Below are 5,137 nucleotides of genomic sequence, written 5' to 3' on the forward strand. Positions count from 1 at the left end.
GAGCTAAAACAATATACAGATCCAGTTATGTACTTCTTCCGATTTAATGAAAATGTACCGATTCTTAAAAATAAAAATGCACGTCTTGCGCTAAGTACAGTTTTTGATAAGAAGGGACTCGCAGATTCATTTTTAAATGATGGATCGGTTGCAGCGAACTATTACGTACCAAAAGGATTTTTAAAGGGCCCAGATAAGAAAGATTTTAGAAGTACGTCTGGTGAGTTTAATAAGACAAATGTAAAACAGGCGAAGGAATATTGGGAGAAAGCAAAACAAGAGACAGGTACAAATGAAGTGACTTTAGAATTATTAAATTATGACTTAGAAAACTTTAAAAAAGTTGGAGAGTACATTAAAGAGCAGCTTGAGAAAAACTTACCAGGATTAAAAGTGAATGTGAAATTACAGCCGCATACGCAAAAATTAGCACTTGAGAAGAAGAAAGAATATGAAATGTCGTTATCACGCTGGTTACCAGATTATCCAGATCCAATGACTTACTTAGAAGTATTCCTTTCTGGAAGCAGTGTTAATAATACAGAATATGCAAATCCAGAATATGATGCATTAATTAAGAAGATTAAAACAGAATTAGGTAATGATGAAAAGGCTCGCTGGAAAGCAATGCAAGATGCTGAAAAAATGCTACTTGATGATGCAGTAATTGCACCGGTATTCCAGCGTGGATTATCTTACTTACAAAAACCATATGTGAAAGATTTATATGTACATCAATTTGGTCCAGCTACAAGTTTAAAATGGGCAGATTTACAAAAATAAAAGAATGGGGAAACAGACTTCACGTATGTGATAGTCTGTTTTTTCTTATTTAAAGTTAGAAAAATAGTTCATGGTATAATTTATTAGTCTGTAAACAGTATTTGGAGGGAAAATGATGTCTATGTTTGAAGAAGAGAAAGTAATTTATACAAAAAGATTATTTATGAGGAAACCAATTGTAGAAGATATTGATCAGTTTTATAACATATTAAAAAAAGATACTGTTGGCAAATGGCTGGCTAAATCAAGAGGAATGTCGAAGGAAGAAACAAATGATTATATTGGGCAACTTATCTTACATTGGGAACAGTATGACTTCGGGGTATGGTTGTTATTTAATAGTGAAACAGGAAAGCTTTTAGGACATTGTGGTTTAAGAAAGGTAGATGAAACAGGTGAAATAGAAATTATGTATCTTCTTGACCCAGAACATTGGAGGAATGGGTATGCATTAGAAGCAGCAGAGGCTTCCATTAAATATGCAATAGAGACTTTGAATGTAACAAGAATAATTGCTAGAGTTAAAGTAGCAAATGAGAGCTCGAAAAAACTTTTACGAAAGCTCGGGTTTATATATACTCATGAAGTTGATCATAGCGGGCGCTTATTATCATATTTTGAACTCCATACATCATCCAAAGAATTCTAGACATTTTATATATTTTTTCATTGTTAAAAAATAAAATTATTACTAAAATTCCAGTGTGAAATTTATGTAGAATCTTGTATAATTAACATGTTTCTATGGAAACATTTTCTTGCGCTATTTATATAGGGCTTAATAGAACAAGGAAGGAAATACATACATGTATATAATAGATAAATAGAATGGAACATGTATAGAGACAAAGGAGAGAAAAGATGACGTGTCAAAAACAAGGGTTACAATTTAATAACGATAGAAAGAGGGACAGAAGATGAAAATGAAGCATGCTTTTGGTCCTATAATTTTAGCGTGTGTGCTTTTTTTCATTATCATTCTAATCCCATCGAAAAGTTTAGTATCGCTTATTAGTGATAAGAAGGTAGAAGATGCGGCAACTTCTTTACAAAAAGAGAAATTACAAAGTGTTTTCTTACAGCAAAAAATGTTAGAGAATTCACAGTATTTACCGATGTACGGTTCATCAGAATTTTTACGAATGGATGCATATCATCCGTCTAATTATTTCAAAGTAAATCCAGCTGGTTTTACACCGTTTTTAATTGGAACTGGTGGTACACAAAGTTTAGCTCATATTTTAAATATGACATCTACTATGGATGAATTAGAAGGTAAAAAAGTAGTGTTTGTTCTTTCACCACAATGGTTTACAAAGACTGGTGTATCACAAGGGGATTTCACTAATAATTTCTCCAAACAACAAGCATATCATTTTATTTTTAATGATGAGATAAATCCAGGAATGAAGAAGCAAATCGCGAAACGGCTATTAGATTATAAAGTTGTTCAAGAAGATGATATATTAAAAAATTCATTAGAAGGTATTGTATATAATGATACGAAACATAACATAAAAGCAGGTTTAGTTAAACCACTTGCTTATATGCATCGAAATATTTTAGATCATAGAGATTTATTTAACTCTTTATTTAAAATCGAACCGATGAAAGAGAAAACAAATATCGGACTGCGTTCAATTTCTTGGGAAGACGCACGTAAACACGCAGAACAAGAAGGGAAAGTGGAGTCTACTACAAATACATTCGGAATTGAAAATCCGTATTATCATAAGAATAATCTGAAGAAAAAACTAAAAGGTTTAAAAAACTTTAGAGCAAATGAAACATATGATGAATCACCAGAATATGATGATTTACAAATTATTTTAGATTTATTTAAAGAGAAAAATGTCAAACCACTCTTTATTTCTGTACCTGTAAATGGGCCTTGGTATGATTATACTGGATTCCCGAAAGAACGCCGTGAAGTGTATTATAAAAAAGTTCGAGAACAGGTTGAGAAAGCAGGATATCCAGTAGTTGATTTCTCTGGTCATGAATATGATAAGTATTTCTTAAAAGATACAATTCATTTGGGCTGGAAAGGTTGGATTTATTTTGATGAAGCAGTGCAAAAATTTAATTCTGAGAAATAAAGTATAGAAATCGGAATGGCTATGAGCCGTTCCGATTTTTTTAGTATAGAGGATTTTGGTGAGGACAATTTGGGAATGCATGTATATCTTGAATCTGTCTATAATCATAATGTTTCATTGCGAACTGGGCTTGATAAAGGTATTCATACACATATAATTGACCATCGTGCGCTGAACATAATACACCAGAAGTTCCTTGCCCATTTATGAAGGAAATACCGATAGGGCGTCCGATTAAGTATGGTATTTTTTGCTGCCAATGCATAGAGGAATCACTCCTTTTTGAGATAATATACGAAAGAAATGATTGAATGGTTGCTTATCCATGTAAATGTAGATGGAAAGGTGTTATATAATTCCTGAAGATTAATATAAATAAAAAACCGCTATAACTCCAAATGAATTTATAGCGGTTTTTGTTATATTCTTAAGTAAGATTTTTACGCTTTTTTGTCCATTTTTTTATAACGAAGTATAAAAGTATAAGTACGACGCCACCAATTGCGAATGATTTCACATACGGACCAGCAATATCGTTAATATTCTCCCAATTTTCACCTAGTTTTTCACCTAAATAAATGAAAATAATAGACCAAGGGATAATCGCAAGTGCTGTTAATGTAGTGAAACGTAGTAATGGCATTTTTGTAATACCAGCAGGAATTGAAATCGCATGACGCACTACTGGAATGAAGCGTGCTGTAAAAATGACGCCAGTTCCGTAACGATTAAACCAATCTTCTGCAGCATCTATTTGTTTTTTATGTATGAAAATATATTTTCCATAACGTTCTAATATAGGGCGTCCGCCGTATCGTCCAAGCCAATAAATAAAGATTTGGGCAATAACACCGCCAATTGTACCGAATACAACTGCGCCTATAAATGAGATACTTCCATTGAATACTAAGTATCCTGCATAAGCAAGGACAATTTCACTTGGGATAATCTCAATCATAAGTCCAAGCATAATGCCCCAATAACCTAATCCTTCAAAAAACGTTAATACTGAATGAATAAAACTACTTAACATTGTTGCACCTTCTAGTTTATGAATTTTTGAGTATAAGAACCTTTTATTTAATTACGTAAAAGGTTCACTATATGTAGATTATACCTTATTTACATAGGGGATTGCTATTTCAATTCTTTTATGTCTCTCATAAGTATTATAGTAAAGTATATAAGCTACGTTTTCATGAAGGGTTAATGAAAAGATTATTAAAAATTTCTCATAAAAAAATAGAAGCATTTCTGCTCCTATTTTTTAAGGCTTCACATCTAAGTTCTGTAAAAATAAAGTTGCTGTTACGTAACGCTTTGCTAACATTTGTACATAAGCGGTATGTACAGAAAGGGTCGCAATGATAATAGCGTTACGAATTGCTTCGCGTTGTTCGTTATTAATTTGATCGAACTTGCTTGCGATTTTATCAGCTTTTTCTTTTACGATGTTTTCAATTGTATGAACTGTATCTGTTGCATTTAGTTGTAAGCAATTCCCTTGATTGAGTTCTTCAAATAGAGAAGAGTATGCTACATATAAATGAACAGGATTGATTAAATCATCACTTCGATCGGCTGGGTCATTAACGATAAGGCGTAATAGCTTACGAATTGATTCAAAATCAAGTGCTGTTTTTAAATCTTCGACAATGAACAGTAAGGCTGCTTGTTCAATCGAATATTTTTTCCCTTTTTGAGGAGAGCCAATCATTTCTTTTATATCTCGTTTCACCCAGTTTTGCATAGCAGTTACAGAGAAACTTGTGTTTTCAATCTGATTGCCAAGCGCAACTATTTCATTTAAAGAAAAACCGACATCAGTATCGTCAATTTTAATCAGTTTTTCAAAAATAGGTGAAAGTGCGGTAGTAATAAAAGCTGTAACGCTTTGTCCGCTTTCAATATCTTTTTTATGTGACTTTGCCCAAGCTTCTTGTAAAATACCGAGAGGCTTTTTCGTATTCCATCCTCTTAGTGATAGAAGAAGGGTAGCCATTTCGTTTCGTGTGAGATGAAATGTTTCCATCTTTTCACCTCCAAAATAATAAAAAGTTCTTATGAACTTATAATATGTTTTGTTTCATTTAAAGTCAATTCTGTTTTGCTTAATTTTTCCTTTGTCACCAAACTGTTGAAAGTAAATAATACTTGCATATTTCGACAAAAGTTCATATAATAAGTTCATAAGAACTTTTAAAATGTTCTTAAAAACAAATCTATCATTCTGAATTTACTAGAAAGATAGATTT

General features: G+C 32.2%; 6 protein-coding genes. 3 read left to right on the forward strand and 3 right to left on the reverse strand.

The genetic code is table 11. The features are described from left to right. The 3 genes from GBN78_RS28385 to dltD form a co-directional block, all read left to right on the forward strand. Positions 1-783 (forward strand): ABC transporter substrate-binding protein (locus GBN78_RS28385; protein WP_226798504.1); only part of this gene is annotated, 783 nt, incomplete at its 5' end. A gap of 115 nt (positions 784-898) precedes the next feature. Beyond that, positions 899-1,432 carry a GNAT family N-acetyltransferase gene (locus GBN78_RS28390; RefSeq protein ID WP_000061613.1) on the forward strand — a complete coding sequence of 178 codons (534 nt, stop codon included), beginning with the start codon at positions 899-901 and terminating at the stop codon, positions 1,430-1,432. Positions 1,433-1,700: 268 nt separating this feature from the next. Beyond that, positions 1,701-2,882, forward strand: a complete 1,182-nt coding sequence (gene dltD / locus GBN78_RS28395; protein ID WP_097918541.1) for a D-alanyl-lipoteichoic acid biosynthesis protein DltD — start codon at positions 1,701-1,703, stop codon at positions 2,880-2,882. Between the two features lie 40 nt (positions 2,883-2,922). Here dltD and GBN78_RS28400 read toward each other — a convergent pair whose 3' ends face one another. The 3 genes from GBN78_RS28400 to GBN78_RS28410 form a co-directional block, all read right to left on the reverse strand. Next, positions 2,923-3,147 carry a hypothetical protein gene (locus GBN78_RS28400; RefSeq protein WP_000558689.1) on the reverse strand — a complete coding sequence of 75 codons (225 nt, stop codon included), beginning with the start codon at positions 3,145-3,147 and terminating at the stop codon, positions 2,923-2,925. Between the two features lie 162 nt (positions 3,148-3,309). Next, positions 3,310-3,915: an undecaprenyl phosphate transporter UptA gene (gene uptA / locus GBN78_RS28405; RefSeq protein WP_000952914.1), complete on the reverse strand. Its 606-nt coding sequence runs from the start codon at positions 3,913-3,915 to the stop codon at positions 3,310-3,312. 234 nt (positions 3,916-4,149) lie between these two features. Then, a complete protein-coding gene (locus GBN78_RS28410; RefSeq protein ID WP_000447231.1) occupies positions 4,150-4,914 on the reverse strand; it encodes a DUF1836 domain-containing protein in 765 nt (254 codons plus the stop codon). Positions 4,915-5,137 lie beyond the last annotated feature (223 nt).

Source organism: Bacillus sp. B2-WWTP-C-10-Post-4, from assembly GCF_009183805.1.
Lineage (GTDB): Bacteria > Bacillota > Bacilli > Bacillales > Bacillaceae_G > Bacillus_A > Bacillus_A cereus.